The 19578-nt window shown below is 66.1% G+C and carries 21 protein-coding genes; 9 read left to right on the top strand and 12 right to left on the bottom strand.

Annotation, left to right across the window (positions count from 1 at the left end; genetic code table 11):
* Nucleotides 1-205 precede the first annotated feature (205 nt).
* The 3 genes from ABIA45_RS34570 to mnmA form a co-directional block, all read right to left on the bottom strand.
* Nucleotides 206-559 (bottom strand): hypothetical protein, encoded by a 354-nt coding sequence (locus ABIA45_RS34570; RefSeq protein ID WP_404655030.1) that lies wholly within the window; start codon nucleotides 557-559, stop codon nucleotides 206-208.
* 46 nt (nucleotides 560-605) lie between these two features.
* Nucleotides 606-1244 (bottom strand): class I SAM-dependent methyltransferase, encoded by a 639-nt coding sequence (locus tag ABIA45_RS34565; RefSeq protein WP_128264089.1) that lies wholly within the window; start codon nucleotides 1242-1244, stop codon nucleotides 606-608.
* 241 nt (nucleotides 1245-1485) lie between these two features.
* Nucleotides 1486-2667: a tRNA 2-thiouridine(34) synthase MnmA gene (gene mnmA, locus ABIA45_RS34560; RefSeq protein ID WP_271541330.1), complete on the bottom strand. Its 1182-nt coding sequence runs from the start codon at nucleotides 2665-2667 to the stop codon at nucleotides 1486-1488.
* A gap of 374 nt (nucleotides 2668-3041) precedes the next feature.
* Between mnmA and ABIA45_RS34555 the strand changes: the two genes are divergently transcribed.
* The 9 genes from ABIA45_RS34555 (at nucleotide 3042) to ABIA45_RS34515 (ending at nucleotide 12767) form a co-directional block, all read left to right on the top strand.
* On the top strand, nucleotides 3042-4616 hold the full coding sequence (locus tag ABIA45_RS34555; protein WP_333919224.1) for a flagellar hook-length control protein FliK: 1575 nt from the start codon (nucleotides 3042-3044) through the stop codon (nucleotides 4614-4616).
* A 13-nt stretch (nucleotides 4617-4629) separates the two neighbouring features.
* Nucleotides 4630-5334, top strand: coding sequence for a flagellar hook assembly protein FlgD (locus ABIA45_RS34550; protein ID WP_271541325.1), 705 nt, complete (start codon nucleotides 4630-4632; stop codon nucleotides 5332-5334).
* Between the two features lie 423 nt (nucleotides 5335-5757).
* On the top strand, nucleotides 5758-6033 hold the full coding sequence (locus ABIA45_RS34545; RefSeq protein WP_002714638.1) for a DUF1153 domain-containing protein: 276 nt from the start codon (nucleotides 5758-5760) through the stop codon (nucleotides 6031-6033).
* 179 nt (nucleotides 6034-6212) lie between these two features.
* Entirely contained in the window at nucleotides 6213-7823 is a 1611-nt protein-coding gene (fliF, locus tag ABIA45_RS34540) for a flagellar basal-body MS-ring/collar protein FliF (protein WP_404655026.1), read from the top strand.
* 32 nt (nucleotides 7824-7855) lie between these two features.
* Entirely contained in the window at nucleotides 7856-8950 is a 1095-nt protein-coding gene (fliG, locus tag ABIA45_RS34535; protein WP_404655025.1) for a flagellar motor switch protein FliG, read from the top strand.
* Complete coding sequence (locus tag ABIA45_RS34530; RefSeq protein WP_036043750.1) at nucleotides 8950-9573, top strand: FliH/SctL family protein; 624 nt, start codon at nucleotides 8950-8952, stop codon at nucleotides 9571-9573. The genes fliG and ABIA45_RS34530 overlap by 1 nt, the downstream gene beginning before the upstream one ends.
* A gap of 3 nt (nucleotides 9574-9576) precedes the next feature.
* Nucleotides 9577-9927: a flagellar motor switch protein FliN gene (fliN, locus tag ABIA45_RS34525; protein WP_035704875.1), complete on the top strand. Its 351-nt coding sequence runs from the start codon at nucleotides 9577-9579 to the stop codon at nucleotides 9925-9927.
* Nucleotides 9928-9975: 48 nt separating this feature from the next.
* Nucleotides 9976-11361, top strand: a complete 1386-nt coding sequence (locus ABIA45_RS34520) for a sigma-54-dependent Fis family transcriptional regulator (RefSeq protein ID WP_157287382.1) — start codon at nucleotides 9976-9978, stop codon at nucleotides 11359-11361.
* 257 nt (nucleotides 11362-11618) lie between these two features.
* Nucleotides 11619-12767, top strand: coding sequence for a M20 family metallopeptidase (locus ABIA45_RS34515; RefSeq protein WP_404655023.1), 1149 nt, complete (start codon nucleotides 11619-11621; stop codon nucleotides 12765-12767).
* 118 nt (nucleotides 12768-12885) lie between these two features.
* On the opposite strand, the gene ABIA45_RS34510 is transcribed toward ABIA45_RS34515, so the two are convergent.
* The 9 genes from ABIA45_RS34510 to ABIA45_RS34470 all read right to left on the bottom strand — a co-directional run bounded on the left by ABIA45_RS34510 (nucleotide 12886) and on the right by ABIA45_RS34470 (nucleotide 19461).
* Nucleotides 12886-13041 carry a hypothetical protein gene (locus ABIA45_RS34510; RefSeq protein WP_225146495.1) on the bottom strand — a complete coding sequence of 52 codons (156 nt, stop codon included), beginning with the start codon at nucleotides 13039-13041 and terminating at the stop codon, nucleotides 12886-12888.
* Between the two features lie 94 nt (nucleotides 13042-13135).
* Complete coding sequence (locus ABIA45_RS34505; protein WP_404655021.1) at nucleotides 13136-13717, bottom strand: flavin reductase family protein; 582 nt, start codon at nucleotides 13715-13717, stop codon at nucleotides 13136-13138.
* A 33-nt stretch (nucleotides 13718-13750) separates the two neighbouring features.
* Complete coding sequence (locus tag ABIA45_RS34500) at nucleotides 13751-14599, bottom strand: ATP-binding cassette domain-containing protein (protein ID WP_036022154.1); 849 nt, start codon at nucleotides 14597-14599, stop codon at nucleotides 13751-13753.
* Between the two features lie 20 nt (nucleotides 14600-14619).
* A complete protein-coding gene (gene ssuC / locus ABIA45_RS34495) occupies nucleotides 14620-15426 on the bottom strand; it encodes an aliphatic sulfonate ABC transporter permease SsuC (protein ID WP_404655020.1) in 807 nt (268 codons plus the stop codon).
* Complete coding sequence (ssuD, locus tag ABIA45_RS34490) at nucleotides 15423-16586, bottom strand: FMNH2-dependent alkanesulfonate monooxygenase (RefSeq protein ID WP_404655019.1); 1164 nt, start codon at nucleotides 16584-16586, stop codon at nucleotides 15423-15425. Before ssuD ends, ssuC begins: the two co-directional genes overlap by 4 nt.
* Before the next feature lie 9 nt (nucleotides 16587-16595).
* Nucleotides 16596-16718, bottom strand: a complete 123-nt coding sequence (locus ABIA45_RS34485) for a hypothetical protein (RefSeq protein WP_260344179.1) — start codon at nucleotides 16716-16718, stop codon at nucleotides 16596-16598.
* A 2-nt stretch (nucleotides 16719-16720) separates the two neighbouring features.
* Nucleotides 16721-17671, bottom strand: a complete 951-nt coding sequence (locus tag ABIA45_RS34480) for a sulfonate ABC transporter substrate-binding protein (protein ID WP_404655018.1) — start codon at nucleotides 17669-17671, stop codon at nucleotides 16721-16723.
* Nucleotides 17672-18041: 370 nt separating this feature from the next.
* Nucleotides 18042-19208, bottom strand: a complete 1167-nt coding sequence (locus tag ABIA45_RS34475) for a cytochrome P450 (protein WP_271541306.1) — start codon at nucleotides 19206-19208, stop codon at nucleotides 18042-18044.
* A gap of 34 nt (nucleotides 19209-19242) precedes the next feature.
* Nucleotides 19243-19461 (bottom strand): hypothetical protein, encoded by a 219-nt coding sequence (locus ABIA45_RS34470; protein WP_271541304.1) that lies wholly within the window; start codon nucleotides 19459-19461, stop codon nucleotides 19243-19245.
* Nucleotides 19462-19578 lie beyond the last annotated feature (117 nt).

Here is a 19578-nt window from a genome sequence, read left to right as displayed (position 1 = left end):
GGGCGGGGGTAAGTCAAGCAAAGTGGTCCGCCGCCTTCGCAAAAGGCTATGGCAGGACAAGTCGCCTTGTGAATGCGGCCTCTTTTCAATGAGTTCGTCATGGCCGGGCTCGTCCCGGCCATCCACGCCTTTGTTCGCTCGTCCAAGAACGTGGATGCCCGGGACGAGCCCGGGCATGACGAAGATTGGAGTGCGGAACAAGCCGCTATTTCGGCCTCACATTGGGGTCGCCGCCGGGGCTGCCGGGGGGCGGGATCACCGGGGTGTTGCTGTCGGTGCTGGGGGCCGGAGCGTGCATGTCGGGATCGACGCCCGCGGGCGGGCAGAGCACGCCGTCCGTCTTGGCCAGCTTGTCGCCGAGCGGTTCCCGGGACTGGCCGGTCGTGGTGCCTTCCGGGGTGGTGGCCAGCCGATCGGATGGGGCACAGCCGGCGGCGCGTTGCGGGGATGGCGGCGCGGTCGCTTGCGGCGGCGTCGCCGGGGCGGGCGGGGCCTGCGCGATCGCTGGTGCAGAGGCGGCGATCAGGAGGCCCGCAACAATGAGGTTTGTCGTGCGCATAGGAAGCAAACGCGCGCGCGAGGCCCCCTGTTCCCGCAGTTCGCAATCACGATTTGCGATAGCGGATCAGCGAAAAATGACCCATCGGCGGCATGGGGCGGCGCTCGGTGAGCGCGACGCCGCCGTGCCTTTTGGCCCAGCCCTCAAGGCGAGCCCACGGGAATTCCGGGCGCCAGCCGAGGCGGCGGGCGATGGGCGCGAAGGCAAGCTCGAACAGCTTTCGGGGACCGCTCTCCGCACCGATGTGATTGACCAGGATCAGCTCGCCGCCGGACTTGAGCACGCGCATGAACTCGTCGAGCGTGCCTTCGGGATCGGGCACGGCGGTGATGACATATTGCGCCACCACCGCGTCGAAGAAATCGTCCGGGAAGGCGAGGTTCTTCGCATCCATCACCGACAGCACTTCGACGTTGGAGAGGCGGAGCGAACGCACGCGCGCCTGCGCCTTGCGCAGCATCGGCTCGGAGATGTCGACGCCGCAGACCTTGGTGGTGCGCGCGTATTCGGAGAGCGAAAGACCGGTGCCGACGCCGACGTCGAGGACGCGGCCGCCGATGCGGTCGGCCTCCGCGATGGTCGACTGCCGGCCGGCGTCGAACACCTTGCCGAACACGAGATCATAGACCGGCGCCCAGCGGCCATAGGCCTTCTCGACCCCGGCCCGCGAGATGTCTGCTGCCATGCCCCCTGCCCTTGCGCGAAGATTCTCTAAGGTGTGTTTGTTGGTGAGAACGGATCCCGCCCCGCGGGAGGTCTAGTGCCTCTCCCGCGTGCGGGAGAGGTCGCGCCGAAGGCGCGGGTGAGGGTTCTCTCCGCATCGGGAGTATCCCATCGCGGAAGCACCCTCTCCCCAACCCTCTCCCGCAAGCGGGAGAGGGGGCGCACCGTGGCTGCGGTGACAGTTGGGCTCAATCTCATCGCGCTCAGCCGCGCACGGCTTCCGCGAGCGGGCGCGATGTGCCCGTGCTGGCCTTGGCCGCGGCGCTCTGGATGAAGCCGCCGCCGAGCACGCGGGCCTGGCCGCTCGCCGCGTCGTAGAACACGCAGGCCTGTCCCGGCGAGACGCCCTCCTCGCCGGCGACGAGCTCGACCTCGTAACGGCCATTGCTGCCGCGCAGCCAGGCCGGCTGCGGGCTGCGGGTGGAGCGCACGCGCACGAACATTTCAAGGCCGCTTCCGATGGCGCGGTCGATGTCGCCGTCGCCGATCCAGTTGACGTCGCGCAAGCTGATGCGGTGCATCTTCAGCGCCTCGCGCGGGCCGACCACGACGCGGCGGGTCACCGCGTCCAGCCGCACCACGAACAGCGGCGCATGGGCTGCGATGCCGAGGCCGCGGCGCTGGCCGACGGTGAAATTGGCGATGCCGTTGTGCCGGCCGAGCACGCGGCCCTCGAGATCGACGATGTCGCCGGGGTCCATCGCATTGGGACGCAACCGCGTGATGACGTCGGTGTAGCGCCCCGTAGGCACGAAGCAGATGTCCTGGCTGTCGTGCTTGTCGGCGACCGCAAGCCCGAAGCGGCGGGCGAGTTCGCGCGTCTCGGGCTTGGTCATGTCGCCGAGCGGAAAGCGCAGGAAGTCGAGCTGCTCCTGCGTGGTCGCGAACAGGAAGTAACTCTGGTCGCGGTCGGCGTCGGCCGCGCAGACCAGCGCGCGCGAGCCGTCGCCCCGGCGGCGCGAGGCGACGTAATGGCCGGTGGCGAGCGCCTGCGCGCCGAGCTCCCGCGCGGTCTTCAAGAGGTCGCGAAACTTGACGCTGCGGTTACACTCGATGCAGGGCACCGGCGTCTCGCCGAGCGCGTAGGAGTCGGCGAAATTGTCGATGACGGACTCGCGGAAGCGGTCCTCGTAATCGAGCACGTAATGGGGAATGCCGAGCTTGGCGGCGACGTCGCGGGCGTCGTGGATGTCCTGGCCGGCGCAGCAGGCACCCTTGCGATGGGTGGCCGCGCCATGGTCGTAGAGCTGCAGCGTGATGCCGACGACGTCGTAGCCCTCAGCCTTCAAGAGCGCAGCCGTCGTCGAGGAATCGACGCCGCCCGACATGGCGACGACGACCCTGGTGTCCTCGGGACGGCCTTCGAGATCCAGACTGTTGAGCATGGGCCCTAAAGCGTTGTGACGGCGGCGACGCGCGATCCGCGATTGCTGTGCTTTCTCCGGGGACGGCGGCGATCTCCCGGAACCTTGGTTCCCGAAGAGCACGACTGCCCAAGTCGAAGGCGGCTGAGAGTAACCTCTTTAATATAGGCGGCATTCCGGTGAAGCAATCACGCGGGCCCCCGCTTAGGGCAATTCTTGCCGGGGCGGCAGAAATGGCGGGGTCGGGGCCGGCGGCCCGGCAATGCATCCACGTCGCCAAAACGTTGATTATATTACTGAAATCTTCGAGTTGGGGCGCTGGCCCGCTCCTTGCTCCCTCTTGATGCGAAGTTGCTTGCAAGGGGTTGCCTGTGGTCGGTCGGATGTCAGATGTCGTGGCAAGCGTGCAAATCCAGAGCGCGCAGCAGAAGCCTGCCCGGTCGCAAGCCCCGAAGGACACGCCGGCGAGCGAGGCTTTCGGCTCGCTGGTCGACAGCAACACGCAGGCCAGCGGCAACAACGCGCCGGCGCAGGACAGCGCACCGCGCCGGAGCGAGCAGACCTCGTCCTCCCCGGCGACCGAGCGGCCGTCGCGCGACACCTCGTCCACGGACCAGACTTCGCAGAGCAAGGCGAGCGACGACACCGACGCGTCTGCGCCGGCGGAGCATGACAGCGAGGCGCCCGGCAATCCGGCCAAGGACGCCGGCAAGGTCAAGGACAAGTCCGAAACGGCGGACGCCAAATCGGAGGAGAAACCCGACGAGACCGCGAGCGCCGCGACTGATGGCACCGAGGTCCTCACCGCCGCCGCCGAGGCGGCTGTTGCCGCGCCGCCCGCTACGGCGCAGACCGCCCTGCCCGACCCCGGAATCATCGTTGCCGCGCCGGTCGTGCCGGTCGATCCGAATGCAGCTGCGAACCAGGCTGGCGATGCCGCCGCCGCGCCGCTCGCGATCGCCGCGGCAGGTCTTGCCGCCAGCGCCTCCATCGCGGCCCAGATCGCCGGCACCAAGACCGATACCGCCACGGCGAGCGCCAAGGCCGCAGGCGCCGAGGTCGACGCCGAGACTACGACAACGCTCGGCGAGGCCGCGGCCGGCACGACCGAGACCGCCTCGACCGATGGAAAAGCTGGTGGCGGACTGATCGCCGCGGTCAGCCAGGGCACGCCCAAGACCGCGTTCAAGGATGCCGCCACGGCGCAGGCCCAGACCGACATCTCGAATATCGGCCAGGACACCGGCAAGGCGAACGTCGCCGCGCAGGCACCGGCCGCCAACGCCGCCCATGCGCAAGGCTTGAAGCCGCAGGCCGATAATTTCGCGACCGACGCCAAGGCGGGCCCCGCCGACCGCACCGCCGAGCCGGTCCAGGGCACGCCGGCCGCGCCGGCGCATGCCGGCCCGCAAGCCACGATCGCTCCGACCGAAGCCAGCGCGCAGGCCGCTTCCGCCGTGCAGGCGCCGCTGACCAATGCGACCTCGGCCGCCACCGCCTCCACCGCGACGCTGACCGCGACCGCGGCGACCCACACTACGGCGGTGCCGATCAGCGGCATCCCGATCGAGATCGCGGCCGCCATTCGCTCCGGCAAGTCGCGGTTCGACATCAGCCTCGATCCGGCCGAGCTCGGCAAGATCGACGTCCGCATCAATATCGACCGCGCCGGCAACGTCACCTCGCATCTGACGGTGGAAAAGCCGGAGACGCTGCAGATGCTGCGTCAGGACGCGCCGCAATTGCAGCGCGCGCTCGACGATGCCGGCTTCAAGACCGGCAGCAACGGTCTGTCCTTCAGCCTGCGCGACCAGAATTCATCGGGTCAGCACTCAGGCCAGAACAACGACAATGGCGGCAATGCCCGCCGCCTGATCGTCAGCGAGGACGACAGCGTTCCCGCAGCGCCCATCGGGCGCGGCTATGGCCGCATGCTCGGATCGAGCAGCGGCGTCGACATCAGAGTGTGAGGAGTATCTGGCAATGACCACCACGAATGCCGCCACTTCGCCCGCGGTCGTCTCCGGAACGACCGACCTGCCGAAATCCTCGTCGAATTCGTCGATGAGCTCGACCACGGGGTCGACGCTCGCCGGCAATTTCCAGACCTTCCTGACCCTGCTGACGACGCAGCTGCAGAACCAGAACCCGCTCGATCCGCTCGATACCAACCAGTTCACCCAGCAGCTGGTGCAGTTCGCCGGCGTCGAGCAGCAGCTCAAGACCAACGAATCGCTGGCTCAGCTCGTCACCCTGCAGCAGACCACGCAGGCGACCCAGGCGCTGGGCTTCGTCGGCAAGACCGCGCTGGTCGACGGCTCGACCGCGACGATGAAGAATTCGTCGGCGACCTGGCATCTCAACGTGCCGACCGACTCCACGGTCGAGATCTCGATCGCCAATTCCAGCGGCCAGACCGTGTTCAACGGCAAATATACCGCCGCCGCCGGCAACGACATCCCCTTCACCTGGAACGGCATGGGCAATGACGGCACGCAATGGCCCGACGGCAAGTACACGATCTCGGCCACGGGCAAGGACGTCGCGAACAACAATGTCGGCATCGCCGCGCAGGTGCAGGGCGTGGTGTCGTCGGTCGATCTGACCCAGTCGCCGCCGCTGCTCACCATCGACGGCGCCAGCTACACGCTGAGCCAGGTCAAGAGCATCATTGCGACGGGCAATTGAGGGAGCGCTGCAGCGACAAGTTCGGTGTCATCCCCGCCTAGTGCGCAATTGCGCACGGGGGGCGGGATCCATAGCCACAGGGTGTGGTTGGAGCGCATAGCTGGTTTCCCAAGTCTTCGTCAAACCCCTTCCTGGGGTTATGGATCCTCAGATGCGCAATTGCGCATCATAGCTCGCGCTCCGCGCGCCCCGGGATGACAAGAGAGGGACTCCGCGGCACCTCGGCAGACCCTCTTTGTTAGTAAAGTATTTACCTTCTGCCCCGCTCAGCCGGCCGAGATTGCGTCTTCCGCCCGCCGAGTCGGCCGCGTTCCCGCAAGTTTCAACGAGAATTGTATTGAACCCTTAGGCTTAGCGGATTTTTAAGCCGCGGGGGTTACGGTTACGGCGTGAGTTCAGTGGTTGAGAGTTTGTGAGTACGCCATGACAGAACCCCATCGCCCGAGGGTAAAATACGTCATCGGGCCGGACGGCAGTCCGTTGACGATCGCGGATCTGCCTGCACCCGGCACCAAACGCTGGGTCATCCGTCGCAAGGCCGAAGTCGTCGCCGCTGTCCGTGGCGGACTTCTCTCCCTCGAGGAGGCCTGCAGCCGTTATACCCTGACGGTCGACGAATTCCTCTCCTGGCAGTTTTCCATCGACCAGCACGGTCTGGCGGGTCTTCGCACCACCCGCATCCAGCAATATCGCCAGTAGGCGATCCGGAATTCTGCGGTTTTTGACGAAAATCGGCCTCGCTCTGCGAGGCCGATTTTTTTCATGATGCACTTTTGTCCGACCTCTTAACCTTCGTTAACCATATCGAAACCATCACCTAGGCAATAATTGCCCAGTCGGCCTTTCCAGTGAAGCGGCCGGAGCTGTGGGGCGGTTGCTTGCAAGGGCTTGCGGACTTTCTGAAGAGTATCGGTGCCGCCCGGTTCGGGGCAATGATCGCGGTCACCGCCGCGCTCATCGGCTTCTTTGCGTTCGTCATCATGCGCGTCACCACGCCGCAGATGACGACGCTGTTCACGGACCTGTCCGTCGAAGACTCCTCCAGCATCATCAAGGACCTGGAACGCCAGGGCATCCAGTTCGAGATCCGCAATGAGGGCTCCATCATCATGGTGCCCAAGGACAAGGTCACGCGTCTCAGGATGAAGCTCGCCGAGGGCGGCCTGCCTAAGGGCGGCGGCGTCGGCTACGAAGTGTTCGACAAGTCGGACGCGCTCGGCACCACCTCCTTCGTCCAGAATATCAACCACCTGCGCGCGTTGGAGGGCGAACTCGCCCGCACCATCCGGGCCATCGACCGCATCCAGGCCGCCCGCGTCCATCTGGTGCTGCCCGAGCGGCCGCTGTTCGCCCGCGAGGCGCCGGAACCGTCGGCCTCGATCGTGGTGCGCGTCCGCGGCGCACTGGAAGCCCAGCAGATCCGCGCCATCCGCCATCTCGTCGCCTCCGCGGTCAACGGGCTGAAGCCGCAGCGGGTCTCCATCGTCGACGAGGCCGGCCAGCTGCTCGCCGACGGCGCCCAGACCGATCCGGAGCAGGCCATCGGCGAGGAGCGCCGCATCGCCTTCGAGAAGCGGATGCGCAAGCAGGTCGAGGACATCGTCTCCTCCGTGGTCGGCTCGGGCCGCGCCCGCGTGCAGCTCTCTGCCGATTTCGACTTCAACAAGGTCACCCAGACCTCGGACAAATTCGACCCCGAGGGCCGCGTGCTGCGCTCGAGCCAGACCCGCGAAGAGCAGAGCATGACCGCCGACAACAACGGCCAGGTCACCGTCAACAACGAGCTGCCCGGCAACCAGCAGAACAACGGCGTCGCGCCCAAGGACCAGAGCAAGAAGACCGAGGAGACCAACAATTACGAGATCTCCCGCACCACCAAGACCGAGGTGACCGAGGCCGGCCGGGTTAACCGCATCTCGGTCGCGGTGCTGGTCGACGGCATCTACAGCAAGAACGACAAGGGCGAGCTGGCGTATCAGGACCGCACCAAGGAGCAGCTCGACCGCATCGCCACGCTGGTGCGCTCGGCGATCGGCTTCGACCAGAAGCGCGGCGACCAGGTCGAGGTCGTCAACCTGCGCTTCGCCGACGCGCCCTCCACCGCCCCGATCGGCGAACCCGGCGGCTTCCTCGGCATGCTGCAGTTCACCAAGGACGACGTCATGTACTTCGTCGAGCTCGGCGTGATGATGCTGCTCGGCCTCGTCGTGCTGTTCCTGGTGATCCGCCCGCTGGTCAAGCGCATTCTCGCCTCCGACGAGGTCGCCGCCGTCATCTCCGGCGTGCTGACGGGCCCAGCTGCCTCGGAAGAGGCCGCGCCGGCCGGCCAGCCGCTGCTGCCGAGCGGCGGCACCAGCGCCATCGACGTCGCCACCATTCAGGGCCAGGTCCACGCCCAGTCCGTTCACCGCGTCGGCGAACTCGCCGAACGCAATCCCAACGAAACCGTCGCAATCATCCGCCAATGGCTGACTGAGCCGGCGAAATAACCGAAGCCAAGTGCATCAAGAAGTGATCTGACATGGCCGCCACCTTGCAAAACGCCAACTCGAACGACATCACCAGCGTGATCTCCACGCTCGGTCAGCGCGCCGGCAGCCGTGAGGGCGGTCCCAAAACCCAGGGCCTGGCGGGGCCGAAGCGCGCCGCGATCCTGATGCTGGCGCTCGGCGAGCAATATGGCGGCAAGATCTGGGGCCTGCTCGACGACGACGAGGTGCGCCAGCTCTCGCTGGAGATGTCGACGCTCGGCACCGTCGAGGTCGACACCGTCGAGGACATGCTGCTCGAATTCGTCTCGCGCATGTCGGCCTCGGGCGCGCTGATGGGCAATTTCGACGCCACCGAGCGGCTGCTCCAGCAATACCTGCCGCCGGAACGCGTCAACGGCATCATGGACGAGATCCGCGGGCCCGCCGGGCGCAACATGTGGGAGAAGCTCTCCAACGTGCAGGAAGAGGTTCTCGCCAACTACCTCAAGAACGAATATCCGCAGACCATCGCGGTGGTGCTGTCGAAGCTGAAGCCGGAGCATGCCGCCCGGGTGCTCGGCATCCTGCCAGAGGAGCTCGCGCTCGACGTCATCAACCGCATGCTGAAGATGGAGGCGGTGCAGAAGGAGGTGATCGAGAGCGTGGAGAAGACGCTGCGCGTCGAGTTCATGTCCAACCTGTCGCAGACCCGTCGCCGCGACGCCCACGAGGTGATGGCGGAAATCTTCAACAATTTCGACCGCCAGACCGAAACCCGCTTCATCACCTCGCTGGAAGAGGACAACCGCGAATCCGCCGAGCGCATCAAGGCGCTGATGTTCACCTTCGACGACCTGGTGAAGCTCGATTCCGGCTCCGCCCAGACCTTGATGCGCAACGTCGACAAGGACAAGCTCGGCGTCGCGCTCAAGAGCGCCAACGAGGACGTCCGCAACTTCTTCTTCGGCAACATGTCCTCGCGCGCGGCCAAGATGCTCCAGGACGACATGGCGGCGATGGGCCCCGTGCGCCTGCGCGACGTCGACGAAGCCCAGGCGCTGCTGGTCAATCTCGCCAAGGACCTCGCCGCCAAGGGTGAGATCATGCTGACCAAGAACCGCGCCGACGACGAGCTGGTGTACTGATGGCCGCTCCGGCAAAATTCCTGTTCGATACCGACTTCGCGGCGCCCGAGCGCGCGACGCGCGAGAAGGCCGCGACCGCGGCCGAGATCGCGCAGAAGGTCGCGGAAGCCGAGGCGCGCGCCTATCAGGACGGCTTTGCCGCCGGCCAGCGCGAGGCCAAGGCCGAGAGCGACCGTCGCGTCGCGCTCGCGATGGAAGAGATCAACATCGCCATCCGCGGCGTCGCCGCCGGCATCGGCAACATCGAGACCAGGATGGAGACCGAGGCGGTCGAGGTCGCGGTCGCGGTGGCGCGCAAGCTGTGCGCCGACCTCGTCGCCGCCGAGCCGCTCGGCGAGGTCATCGCGCTGGTCAAGGACTGTTTCTCGCATCTGGTCGCGACGCCGCATCTCGTCGTCCGCATCAACGATGCGCTCTACGACAGCGCGCGCGAGAAGATCGAGCGGCTCGCCAAGCAGAGCGGCTTCGAGGGCCGGCTGGTGATCCTGGCCGAGCCGGAAATTGCCACCGGCGACTGCCGGATCGAATGGGCCGATGGCGGCGTCGTGCTGGAGCGCGGCGCCATCGCGGCCAAGATCGACGAAATGGTCGGACGCTACATCGCGTCCCGCAGGGGGAGCTAAACCATGAGCGACACCGACGGACAGGTCCCGCTGCCCGATCTCAACGGCCCGATGCCGCCTGCCGGCACCGACGTCGGCTACAACGAGGACGAATATGCGGCGCGTGCCGCCGCCGACCTCGAGGCGGTGTTCGACGTGCCGGTGCAGGTCTCGGCCGTGCTCGGCCGCTCCAAGATGGACGTCGGCGAGCTCCTGAAGCTCGGACCGGGCACCGTGCTCGAGCTCGACCGGCGCGTCGGCGAGGCCATCGACATCTACGTCAACAACAAGCTGGTCGCCCGCGGCGAGGTCGTCCTGGTCGAGGACAAGCTCGGCGTGACCATGACGGAAATCATCAAGGCCGAACGCGGCTGACAAAGGACATGACGCGCGACGGCGCGAGCAGACGGACAGGAGACTGACATGCGGCTTCTCATCGTTGGCACATTGAAGGGCCAGCTCACCACCGCCACCAAGATCGCGATGGAGAACGGCGCCACCGTGACCCATGCCGAGGATCACGAGCAGGCGATGCGCGTGCTGCGCGGGGGCAAGGGCGCCGACCTCCTGCTGGTCGATGTCGCGCTCGATATCCGCGACCTCGTGCTGCGGCTGGAAGCCGAGCACATCCACGCCCCGATCGTCGCCTGCGGCATCACCAACGACGCCCGCGCCGCGGTCGCCGCGATCCATGCCGGGGCCAAGGAATACATCCCGCTGCCGCCCGATCCGGAGCTGATCGCCGCGGTGCTGGCTGCCGTCGCCAACGATTCCCGCGAGCTGGTCTACCGTGACGATGCGATGGCAAAGGTGATCAAGCTCGCCCAGCAGATCGCCGGCTCCGACGCCTCGGTGATGATCACCGGCGAATCCGGCACGGGCAAGGAAGTGCTGGCGCGCTACGTTCACTCCCGTTCGGCCCGTGCCAAGCGCCCGTTCATCTCGATCAACTGCGCCGCCATCCCGGAGCACCTGCTGGAATCCGAGCTGTTCGGCCACGAGAAGGGCGCCTTCACCGGCGCGGTCGCCCGCCGCATCGGCAAGTTCGAGGAGGCGACCGGCGGCACGCTGCTGCTCGACGAAATCTCGGAGATGGACGTCCGCCTGCAATCGAAACTACTGCGCGCCATCCAGGAGCGTGTGATCGACCGCGTCGGCGGCACCAAGCCGGTTCCGGTCGACATCCGCATCATCGCGACCTCGAACCGCAATCTCGCCGAGGCCGTGCGAGAGGGCACGTTCCGCGAGGACTTGCTGTTCCGCCTCAACGTCGTGAATTTGAAGATCCCGCCGCTGCGCGAGCGTCCCGCCGACATCCTCGAGCTCGCCCAGCACTTCGTGAAGAAATATGCCGAGGCCAACGGCGTGCCGCTGCGTCCGCTCTCGGCCGAGGCGCGCCGCGTGCTCTCCGCCAACCGCTGGCAGGGCAACGTCCGCGAGCTCGAAAACACCATGCACCGCGCGGTGCTGATGGCCCAGGGCGACGAGATCGGGCCCGACGCCATCATCACGCCGGACGGCGACCGCCTCGACCTCGCCAAGACCGTCCCGGCCGTGGCGCATGCCACTATGGCCGCCGAGCAGGTGACGCGCGCACTGGTGGGGCGCACCGTCGCCGACGTCGAACGCGATCTGATTCTGGAGACGCTGAAGCACTGCCTCGGCAACCGCACCCATGCCGCCAACATCCTCGGCATCTCGATCCGCACGCTGCGCAACAAGCTCAACGAATATGCCGACGGCGGCATCCCGATCCCGCCCGCAGGCACGCCCGGGGAATATCCGCGGATGCCGATGATGGGCGCGTAGACGCCCGCGACCATCGAGCGGACGCGAATGCCCGGGCCAAGTCCGGGCATTTTTCGTTTGGCGCAGGCCGCCACCCCGTCATTGCGAGCGCAGCGAAGCAATCCAGAATCCCGCGGAGGCGACAGACTGGATTGCTTCGCTGCGCTCGCAATGACGAACCTCAAGAGCGTCCTTCGCATGACCGAACCGCGCCACGTGACTATGCCATCCGCGCGGCACGCCCTATAACCTCGCCCGAAAACCACGCGAGGGACAACATGTCTGAAGCTCAAATCACGGATTGGCTGGCGTCGCAGAAGCAGGCGATGATCGACCTGCTGCGCGACGTCGTGAACATCGATTCCGGCTCCTACGACAAGGAAGGCGTCGATGCGGTCGGTGCGCGGTTCGAGCGGCATTTTGCCGAGCACGGCATTCCGTTCCGGCGCGAAGGCCACGGCACGTTCGGCGACGCGATCCATGCCGAGGTGGCAAAGCCCGGCAGCAACGAGAAGCCGGTGCTGTTGATGGGGCACCGCGACACCGTTTTCGGCAAGGGCGAGACCGGGCGGCGGCCGTTCACGATCCGGGATGGCCGCGCCTATGGACCCGGTGTCGCCGACATGAAGTCCGGCCTCGTCATGAACGTGTTCGTGGCCGCCGCCTTCCACAAGTTCGGCGGCGCACCGCATCCGATCAAGGTGCTGATCACCTCCGACGAGGAGATCGGCTCGCCCTCCTCGCGCCCGGTGATCGAGCGCGAGGGACGCGCGGCCCGCGCGGTGTTCAATTCCGAGCCGGGCCGGCCCACGGGCAACGTCGTCACCGGGCGCAAGGGCGGCATCTTCATGCACATGGCCATCACCGGCAAGGCCGCGCATTCCGGCGCCAACTTCGCCGCCGGCGTCAGCGCCATTGGCGAGCTCGCGCACAAGATCGTCCAAATCCACGCGCTCACCGATCTCGACAAGGGCATCACGCTCAATGTGGGCCTCGTCTCGGGTGGGCAGTCCGTCAATACGACGGCGCCTTACGCGGAAGGGCAGATCGACCTGCGCTATGTCGATCCGGCCGATCGCGCGCGGATCATGGGTGCGATCGAAAAGATCGTCGCGACCTCCTACGTGCCGGGCACCAGCGCGACGCTGTCGATCAAGGGCGAGTTCGTGCCGGTGGTGCAGAGCGCGGACTCGAAGGCGCTGTTCGAAGGCTATCAGGCGGCCGCAAGGCAGGTGGGCCTCACCACGCTGCAGGGCGAGTTCTCCGGCGGCTGCGCCGATTCCGGCTTCACCGCCGCGGTCGGCACGCCGACCATTTGCGGTCTCGGTCCAGTCGGCGGGCTCGCGCACACGCCGGAGGAATATTTGGAGATCGACAGCATCGTGCCGCGCGCACAGGCGCTGGCGCTGGCGATTCTGCGGGGGTGAACGGAGGTGCCGTAGGGTGGGCAAAGCGAAGCGTGCCCACCGTTCCGGTTGCTGCCTTGGAGAGATGGTGGGCACGGCGCAAGGGCGCCTTTGCCCACCCTACGAGACCGACCAAGCTCTACGAATAACTCGGTGCATCCGGCTTGCGGAAGATGTGGATGGGATCGCCTGGCACGATCGGAGAGCCAGAGAACATCGCGTAGGCGTAGAGCGCGAGATAGGCGATCGCGAGCGCACCGACGGCGTAGAAGACAAAGGTTGCCACGCGCTTCATCGTTCCGCTCCATCCGTTCGGCGGGACAGCTCAGGGCGCTTCTAGAGCGATGAGGCGGAAAAGGCCAGCCTTGAGCAGGGCTCGCTGACGGCGATCAAATGCCGCGCCGGCCGCGCGCGGGAAGGCTGACATCGGCGAGCCGGGCCGCGTCTTCGTCCTGGTCGACCGCCACGTACCGGCCGTGCCAATAGGCCAACGCGGCATTGCGGGTCGAGCTCCTGATGTCCCTGACGCGGCCGATGACGATGCCGTGCGAGTGGCGCTCGACTATCTCCTCGACCTCGCAATCAAAGGCCGAGAGCGCGCCGACCAGCAGCGGAACACCCGAGACTGCCGTCACCCATTGGCTGCCTGCAAACCGATCCGCGCCCTTCAGCCCGCCCTTGCCGGCAAAGCGTTCGGCGACCTCGAGCTGGTCGGCATTGAGGATGTTCACGCCGAAAGCGCCAATGCGGCGGATCAGCGGAAACGACGAGGCGTCGCGGTTGATGCTGACCAGCAGCGTCGGCGGCTCGACCGACAGCGAGGTGACCGAGGTCACCGTCATGCCGGTGATGTCCTTGCCCCGCCCGGCGGTGATGACGCTGACGCCGCCGGTGAGATGGCGCATGGCGCCGCGGAAATCGGCGGACGAGACGGGAATTTCGGTCATGAGCTCGCGGGGCACTACATTCATGGCGTTGCTCCCCGAAAGCGGGGTTCCCTCTATTTAGGTACGATCGTCCGCCGACAACAGGTGGCTCAGGATCGAGCCTTCAAGGCCGGCAAGCTCGGCCGAGCCGCGCTGGCGCGGCCGGGCGGCGTTAACCGTGACGTCATGGGCGATGCGGCCCTCCTCGATGACGAGCACGCGGTCGGCCAGCGCCACGGCTTCCGAGACATCGTGGGTCACCAGGATCGCGGTAAAGCCCTGATCGCGCCAGACCCGCTCGAGGAGCCGCTGCATCGAGATGCGGGTCAGCGCGTCCAGCGCGCCGAGCGGCTCGTCGAAGGCGAGCACACGCGGGCGCGAGACCAGCGCGCGGCCGAGCGCGACGCGCTGCTTCTGGCCCCCTGAGAGCACCGACGGCCATTGATCGCGCTTGTCAGCGAGGCCGACCTCGATCAGCGCCTTCTCGGCGCGGGCATGCGCATCGCTTGAGGCACGATCGCGGCCGAGGCCGACCTCGACATTGGCGAGCACGCGGGCCCAGGGCAGCAGCCGCGGCTCCTGGAACATCACGCGGATGTCCTCGGGCTGGATCTCCTGACCGAAGCTGATGCTGCCCGCATCGATCTTGTCGAGGCCGGCGATCAGGCGCAGCAGGGTGCTCTTGCCGCAGCCGCTCTTGCCGACGATCGCGACGAACTGGCCGGCGGGAATGTGCAGGTCGATGCCGCGCAGCACCTCGTTGTCACCGAAGGATTTGCGCAAGCCGCGGATGCTGAGCGGCAGGCCGCTGGCCTGAACTCGGTGTTCTTCTTGCCGCTCCTCACGCACCACGCGGGCGTGAGGAGCGAAAGTGGCGCGGCCGGCGAGCTCGGTCTCGGGAAGAGAGGTACGAAGCGCTGTCTGCATGTGATTCCCAGTATTTTCGGTCAACGTTTCTGGAAGGCGGGGTGCCAGGAGAGCGTCAGACGCTCCAGCACGCGGGAGGCGCTGTCGGCGAGCTTGCCGAGCAGGGCGTAGATCAGGATCGAGAGCACGACGACGTCGATCAGCATGAACTCGCGCGCCTGCATCGCCATGTAGCCGAGGCCGGAAGAGGCCGCGATGGTCTCGGCGACGATCAGCGTCAGCCACATGATGCCGAGCGCAAAGCGGATGCCGACGAAGATCGAAGGCAGCGCACCCGGGAAGATGACGCGGCGGAACAGTTCGCCATCGGTCATGCCGTAGATGCGGCCCATCTCGATCAGCTGCGGATCGACGGTGCGGATGCCGTGCAGCGTGTTGAGATAAATCGGGAAGAACACCCCGAGCGCCACCAGGAAGAGCTTTGCGCTTTCGTCGATGCCGAACCAGAGGATGACCAGCGGGATCAGCGCCAGATGCGGCACGTTGCGCACCATCTGCAGGGTGGTATCGGTGAGCCTGGCCGAGAGCTGCGACAGGCCGTTGGCAAGGCCGAAAGCGAAGCCGATGCTGCCGCCGATCAAAAAGCCGATCGAGGCGCGCCAGAACGACACCCAGATGTTGCGGACGAGCTCACCGGAGACCAGCAGCTTCCAGCCCGCGAGCACGACGTCGCTCGGCGCCGGCAGCACCCGCGTCGGCACGAAGCCGGTGACGCTCGCGACCTGCCAGACCGCGATGATGGCGAGCGGCACGATCCACTGGATCAGGCCGTCGGCCCGCGGCAGGCGGTTGCTGCGCGGAAGCGAAATGCTGTCGATCAGGCTCATGACTGCGACACCCGGTGCTGCGGACGGAAATCGCTGCCGACCGTCTCCCCGAACGGACCGCCGTTGAAATGCAGCCTTGTCACGTTGCTCGGCTGCTCCAGCGCGAGCAGCGGGAACACCAGCTCGGCGAAGCGATAGGCTTCCTCGAGATGCGGATAGCCCGACATGATGAAGGTATCGATGCCGAGATCCTGGTACTCCTTGATGCGGGCCGCCACGGTCTGGGCGTCGCCGACCAGCGCCGTGCCGGCGCCGCCGCGGACGAGGCCGACGCCGGCCCACAGGTTCGGCGCGATCTCGAGCTTGTCGCGCTTGCCGCCGTGGAGCTGCGCCATGCGGTGCTGGCCGACGGAATCCATGCGGGCAAAGTTCTTCTGCGCCAGCGCGATGGTGTCGTCGCTGACATGCCTGATCAGCTCGTTCGCGGCGTCCCAGGCTTCTTCGTTGGTCTCGCGGACGATGACGTGAAGGCGGATGCCGAAGGAGAGTTTGCGGCCACGGGCCGCGGCAACCTCCCTCACCTTCGCGATCTTCTCGGCAACGAGCGCCGGCGGCTCGCCCCAGGTGAGATATTTGTCGACGGTGTCGACGGCGACGTCGATGCCGGCATCGGAGGAACCGCCGAAATAGAGCGGCGGCCGCGGCGACTGCACGGGGGGAAACAGCAGCTTGCCGCCCTCGATGCGGATGTGCTTGCCCTCGACGTTCACCGTCTTGCCGGCGAGCAGGTCGGTGTAGACGTTCAGGAACTCGCGGGTGACCTCGTAGCGCTCGTCATGGCCGAGGAAGATGCCGTCGCCCTTGTTCTCGACGGGATCGCCGCCGGTGACGACGTTGACGAGGAGCCGGCCGTTCGAGACGCGATCAAGCGTCGCGGTCATGCGCGCGGCTACGCTCGGCGATTGCAGGCCGGGACGAACGGCGACGAGATAGCGCAACCGCTCGGTGAACGGCGCGACCGAGGACGCAACGATCCAGGAATCCTCGCAGGACCGCCCGGTCGGCAACAGCACGCCGAAATAGCCGAGTTGATCGGCGGCCTGCGCGATCTGGCGCAGATAGTTGAAGTTGACCTCGCGGCCGCCGATGCCGGTGCCGAGATAGCGGCCGTCGCCGTGGGTCGGCAGGAACCAGAGGATGTTGGCGTTGGATTGGTTCATGGATCGCCCCTAGCCGTAAGTCGTGCCGACGGCGGCCGCGACGATGCCGATCGACAGCACGATGGCTGCGATCACGCGTTGAACGATGCGCTTCATGTTCAGACCTTTTTGAACGGGAAGAGTTGTCGGCACGGTCAGGCTGCCGGGTTGCGCCAGACGATGTCGCGAATGACGATCGGCTTCGGGATCAGGCCGAGCTTGTAGAAGCGGTCGGCGACGCCCTGCTGGGTCGCGACGATCTCGTCGGTGACGGGGCCGACCACGAAGTTCGCGCGATTGGCGGCGACGGTCTGGATATCCAGGGGAACGCCGGTGATCGCGGCGAGCGATCTGGCGACCTCGTCGCGGTGCTGCTCGGCCCATTGGCCTGCCGCGGTCGTCACGTCGACGATCTGCTGCAGGATCGCCCCATGGTTCTTCGCGAACTCGCGGTTGGCGATGTAGAAGGAATTGGTCTTGGTGACCTCGCGCGCATTGATCAGGATGCGGCCGTTCTGCTTGGTCTCGCCGATCGCAAAATAGGGATCCCAGATCGCCCAGGCCTCGATGCTGCCATTAGCAAAGGCGGGGCCGGCATCCGGCGGCGTCAGGTAGACCGGTGTGATGTCGGCATAGGTGAGGCCGGCCTTCTCCAGCGTCTGCACTACGACGTTGTGGGCGCTGGAGCCCTTGGTGAAGCCGATGCGCTTGCCCTTGAGATCGGCGATGTCGCGGATCGGCGAATCCTTCGGCACCAGGATGCCCTGGCCGTTGGTGATGGGCTGACCGGCGGCGTAGACGATCGCCGCGCCCGCGGCCTGGGCAAACACCGGCGGGGAATCGCCGACCGCGCCGAAATCGACGCTGCCGACATTCATCGCCTCCATCATCGGCGGGCCCGAGGAGAACTCGATCCACTTCACCTCGATGCCTGAGGCTGCGAAATGTCTTTCCAGGGCAGCCTGCTGGCGCGTGATGACCAGCACGCCGGTCTTCTGATAGCCGATGCGAATTTCCTTCACCGCGCCTTGCGCGATCGCAGGCGATGCGAACGCAGCGGTGGCCGCAGTTCCAACCGAAAGTTTCAGAAAGTCTCGACGCTGCATTCCACACTCCGGGCCGCGTGCGGCCGTCATCATTCACGTTTGCCGAATGATGGTGCGCGTCATCGGAAGTGTCGAGACGTCCGGGAAAATAGCGATGCGAGCACTGCGCTGCATGCCGCGCGCGTGATTAATCTTTCAAGCGGCGAAGCGAATGAGGATGGAATTTTTCTGCACGCGAATGTGAGAGCTCCACGGATTTGGTCGAGCGGTCTTTGGCGCGAAACATAAACGTGAAAAACAACCCCATGCACAGTAGACGAGACGTGCAAGATCAATGACTTGCGAATTATCCGAAATTTGTTTGACCTGTCGGGCAAAACAGCGGCAGAATGGCATGATTGCAGCCTTGGGGGAGAGGCTTCCTACCGCCCTATTGCTCCCACCTCACCGGTAGATTCTGCAGCCCGCGGAAGGCCCAGCCGCCGATCCGCACCTCTTCGTCCTCGGCGAGCTCGATGCGCGAGGCGCGCGCGAACAATGTCGGCAGTGCGACGTCGGCGATCATGGCGCGCGAGGCGAAGGCGCCGGCGCAGAAATGCGGGCCGGCGCCGAAGGCGACGCTCTTGGAGGTGTCGCGCCGCACGTCGAACTGATCGGCGCGCTCGAAATGCTTCTCGTCGCGGTTGGCGGAGCCGAACATCAGGAACACGCGCTCGTCGAGCTCGAACGCCACATCGCGAATGGTCCAGGGTTTTGCGATGCGGCGCGGCGACATGCCGATCGGCGAGATCCAGCGGGCATATTCCTCGAAGGCTTGCAGCCACGACACCTCGCCGCGCAGGACCAGATCGAGCTGGTCGGGATGGGTCAGCAGCGCCCAGACCGTGCCGGCAATCGCCTTGCGCGGCTCGTTCTGGCCGCCGGAGATGGCGAGCTTGACGTTGGCGCGCACGCTCTCCATCGGCATGTCCGAGGCGAGCAGCACGCCCAAAATGCTCTGGTCGGGATGCTTGCGCATCACCGGCAGGATGTCGTCGATCGCGGCGTCGATGCCCGCGGTTGCCGCATGACAGCGCGCCTCGACCTCAGGGTCGCCGGCATAATTGGCGATGCCTTCGATCATGCCCTGCGACCACGAATCCATGTCCTGAAAGCCGATATTGGTAAGGCCGGTGATCGACTTCAGGCATTCGCCGGAGAACGGCAGCGCGAAGTCGCGCATGAGATCGATCCGGCCCGGTTCGAGCGAAGCGATGATGCGATCCGCATGGGCCTGGAACTGGGCGGTCCAGTAGCCCTTCACCGTCTTCGGCGAGACCGTCGGAAACATGGCGCGGCGCTCGACGAGATGCGCTTCGCCATCCTTGCGCATCATGTTGTGGCCCATCAGCCGGTTCATCAGGCCGGCGGGCTGGTGCGACGAGAACACGTCGATCTGCTTCTCGGAGATCGAGATGTCGTCGCGGCTCGTCAGCAGCGTCGAGCCGAGCTGCGGCACGAAGGCGATCGGCGCCTCCTTCCGCATCTTGGCGAGCATCGGATAGGGGTCGGCCCAGAAGGCAGCCGGGTCGATCTCGATGCGCGGCGCGGTGCTCAAGCTTCGCTCCCTTGTGGTCTCCTCGATGCCGAGGCTAGCGCCTTTCAGTTGCCGCCGTCTGTCCCCATGGATTGGGACAGGCGGGCCACAAGCTGCCGCTCGCGTCAACCATGCCAGCGTCGAACTGCTGCGAGGTCAACTCGGCAAAGGTGCGACGGGGTTGCGCATCATTCACCTCTGGAAGAAAATTCCAGCTCAGCACGATATCCAGGGCCTGCCTTCTGAACTGGCGCAGCTCGACGGGTTCGGCCATCCTGTATCTTCTCAGGCCTTTGTCTGCTTTCAACTCAGATGGCAGCTCCGGCCAGCAAGAAAGCGCCGCCAAGCGCGACCATCACAAGTCCAGGCCAGTTCGATTTGACGCCGAAGC

It is taken from the genome of Bradyrhizobium sp. USDA 336, from assembly GCF_044908355.1.
GTDB lineage: Bacteria > Pseudomonadota > Alphaproteobacteria > Rhizobiales > Xanthobacteraceae > Bradyrhizobium > Bradyrhizobium yuanmingense.
This window is presented reverse-complemented; position numbering and strand designations above follow the sequence as displayed.

Coding starts and splice junctions, on each gene's coding strand:
- ABIA45_RS34570 (WP_404655030.1), bottom strand. CDS start 559: ATGCGCACGACAAACCTCATTGTTGCGGGCCTCCTGATCGCCGCCTCT.
- ABIA45_RS34530 (WP_036043750.1), top strand. CDS start 8,950: ATGGCCGCTCCGGCAAAATTCCTGTTCGATACCGACTTCGCGGCGCCC.
- ssuC (WP_404655020.1), bottom strand. CDS start 15,426: ATGAGCCTGATCGACAGCATTTCGCTTCCGCGCAGCAACCGCCTGCCG.
- ABIA45_RS34545 (WP_002714638.1), top strand. CDS start 5,758: ATGACAGAACCCCATCGCCCGAGGGTAAAATACGTCATCGGGCCGGAC.
- fliG (WP_404655025.1), top strand. CDS start 7,856: ATGGCCGCCACCTTGCAAAACGCCAACTCGAACGACATCACCAGCGTG.
- ABIA45_RS34520 (WP_157287382.1), top strand. CDS start 9,976: ATGCGGCTTCTCATCGTTGGCACATTGAAGGGCCAGCTCACCACCGCC.
- fliN (WP_035704875.1), top strand. CDS start 9,577: ATGAGCGACACCGACGGACAGGTCCCGCTGCCCGATCTCAACGGCCCG.
- ABIA45_RS34510 (WP_225146495.1), bottom strand. CDS start 13,041: ATGAAGCGCGTGGCAACCTTTGTCTTCTACGCCGTCGGTGCGCTCGCG.
- ABIA45_RS34500 (WP_036022154.1), bottom strand. CDS start 14,599: ATGCAGACAGCGCTTCGTACCTCTCTTCCCGAGACCGAGCTCGCCGGC.
- ABIA45_RS34550 (WP_271541325.1), top strand. CDS start 4,630: ATGACCACCACGAATGCCGCCACTTCGCCCGCGGTCGTCTCCGGAACG.
- ABIA45_RS34480 (WP_404655018.1), bottom strand. CDS start 17,671: ATGCAGCGTCGAGACTTTCTGAAACTTTCGGTTGGAACTGCGGCCACC.
- ABIA45_RS34565 (WP_128264089.1), bottom strand. CDS start 1,244: ATGGCAGCAGACATCTCGCGGGCCGGGGTCGAGAAGGCCTATGGCCGC.
- mnmA (WP_271541330.1), bottom strand. CDS start 2,667: ATGCTCAACAGTCTGGATCTCGAAGGCCGTCCCGAGGACACCAGGGTC.
- ABIA45_RS34515 (WP_404655023.1), top strand. CDS start 11,619: ATGTCTGAAGCTCAAATCACGGATTGGCTGGCGTCGCAGAAGCAGGCG.
- ABIA45_RS34470 (WP_271541304.1), bottom strand. CDS start 19,461: ATGGCCGAACCCGTCGAGCTGCGCCAGTTCAGAAGGCAGGCCCTGGAT.
- ssuD (WP_404655019.1), bottom strand. CDS start 16,586: ATGAACCAATCCAACGCCAACATCCTCTGGTTCCTGCCGACCCACGGC.
- ABIA45_RS34505 (WP_404655021.1), bottom strand. CDS start 13,717: ATGAATGTAGTGCCCCGCGAGCTCATGACCGAAATTCCCGTCTCGTCC.